Source organism: Streptomyces sp. NPDC052107, from assembly GCF_040680215.1.
GTDB lineage: Bacteria > Actinomycetota > Actinomycetes > Streptomycetales > Streptomycetaceae > Streptomyces.
Genome location: NZ_JBFAWG010000248.1, coordinates 1 through 2,107 on the forward strand (window position 1 = coordinate 1; position 2,107 = coordinate 2,107).

The 2,107-nt window shown below is 69.1% G+C and carries 2 protein-coding genes; both read right to left on the reverse strand.

The window, feature by feature from the left end; translation table 11 throughout:
- Positions 1-59 precede the first annotated feature (59 nt).
- On the reverse strand, positions 60-476 hold the full coding sequence (locus tag AB0M27_RS47495) for a PP2C family protein-serine/threonine phosphatase (protein WP_365732418.1): 417 nt from the start codon (positions 474-476) through the stop codon (positions 60-62).
- The gene (locus AB0M27_RS47500; protein ID WP_365732417.1) at positions 368-1,960 is read right to left on the reverse strand and encodes a SpoIIE family protein phosphatase; all 1,593 of its coding nucleotides are present in this window, start codon (positions 1,958-1,960) and stop codon (positions 368-370) included. Before AB0M27_RS47500 ends, AB0M27_RS47495 begins: the two co-directional genes overlap by 109 nt.
- Between the last annotated feature and the right edge of the window lie 147 nt (positions 1,961-2,107).

Genomic DNA, 2,107 nt, shown 5'->3' on the forward strand with positions numbered 1-2,107 from the left:
GCCAGCCAGGCAGCGACCGAACCAGTGAACCTGAAACCACGTCAACCCGCCCTGACCTGCTAGTCAGCCACTCCCGCGCAGCGGGGGAACCTCACGCTGGGGAACTGCCAAAAGGCAACCTGGTCCGCGCTCAGCGAGCGGGTCCGTGCGAGAAGCAGAGTGACATCGTCGCTCGGCGGCTCGGCCCGCAGTGTGTCCACCGTCGAAGAGCACAGATCGTCCAATGTGAGGTCGGGCCGTGCGAGGGCCGCGCGCAAACGGTTCATGCCGGCGCTGATGTCCTGGTCGCGGGCCTCGATCAGACCGTCGGTGTAGAGGGCGAGCACGCTTCCTTCGGCGAGTTCCAAAGTTACGGATTCGAAGGGGACTAGTCCGAGGCCGAGCGGTGCTCCGGCGGGCAGGTCGGGGAAGGTGACGTGGCCGTACGGGTCGATGACCGCGGGCGGGGGGTGGCCCCCCCCCGTGCCATGGTGCAGGTACGGGTGACCGGGTCGTAGACGGCATACAGGCATGTGGCGGCCATCGTAGTGGTGGCCGGGTGCCGGGGGTCTTCCGCCTCGGTGAGGCGGATGACCTGCTCGTCGAGGCGGGACAGTACTTCGTCGGGAGGCATGTCCATGTCCGCGAGGGTGTTCATGGCGGTGCGGAGTTGGCCCATCTTCGCCGCCGCGTTGATGCCGTGTCCCACCACATCACCGACGACCAGGGCGACGCGGGCGCCGGAGAGGGGGATCACGTCGAACCAGTCACCCCCGATGCCGTGGTGGCTGTCGGCCGGCAGGTAGCGCCAGGCCACATCCGCGGCGGAGCCGCCCGTGGGGCGGTGGGGGTGCAGCCGGCGCTGCAGGGCGAGAACCGCGGAGCGTTCGCGCACGTATTGGCGGGCGTTGTCCAGGGCCAGCGCTGCCCAGCTGGCGAGTTCCTCGGCCAAGAGCAGGTCGTCCTCCTCGAACGGCCTGGGGTCCTCCGTCCGCATGAAGACCGCCATGCCCAGCACCGCGCCCCGGGCGTGGATCGGGACGACCATCAACGAGTGCATGGCGTGCTCGCGGATCTTCTCCGCCCGCGCCGGGTCGTGGTGGTCGAGCCATGTGCCGGCGGATGTGTCCAGCATCGGCTCGAAGTGGGATTTCCCGGAGCGCAAGACACCAGTGAAGGGCGAAGTGGGCGGGACGAAGACCGGCTCTCCGCGAGCGAACATGGACTCCGGCGTTCCCGGGTGGATCGAGGCCAGGCCCGCACGGCGGAAGACGGGAATGCGCCCGTCCTGTGGGCCGAGATGGGCCAAGGGCTCCTCGCCGTGTTGGACGGACTCCGCCAGGTCGACGGTGGCGAAGTCCGCGAGGAACGGCACGGTGAGGGCGGCCAGTTCCTGCGCGGTCTGCATGACGTCCAAAGTGGTGCCGATGCGCCTGCTGGCCTCGCCGAGTATTGCCAGACGCTCTCGCGCCCGTCGGCTGTCGGTGACGTCCACGCTCACGACGCACACGCCCAGCGCGCCCCCCTGCGCGTCGTCGAGGCGGAAGTAGGACGCTGTCAATATGCGGCTGCTTCGCACATTCGCCGGAAGGAAGGCCTGGTAGTCCACGTTGATCGCCGGGTCGCCGCTCTCCAGCACCTGGTGCATCACTGCCTCCAGCGTTTCGGCCTCCGTCCCGGGCGCTGCCTCCGTCAGCCTGCGGCCCAGCCGCTTGGGGAGAGGGATGCCGTCCTTGGAGCCCTGGGTGTCGTTCACCTGGATGCAGCGCAGGTGCGTGTCCCGTACGACGACACCGATCGGCAGGCGGCTCGGCAGCGGCAGCGTAGCGAGGAGCGGCTCCGCCACTGTGGCCTCGGCCGGCCAAGCGGGAAGCAAGGCCTTGTCGGTCGCGCAGACCACCCACCAGTCCCGGCCGTCCTGCCCGGACAGCGATGACACGCACAGGCGCACATCGATGCTGCGGCCGTCGCGGTGGCGCACCTGCGCGAGGTCGGACCAGCAGCCCCGGAGGGTGCTCTCTTGTGCGGCTTGTGAAGCGTCTCTAATCAGCTAAGCGATCCCATGGGAACCGTAGGGTCCGGTGCGGGTTCTTCCCACCTGGGCGGGGCTGCGTGAGCGTGGAGATGG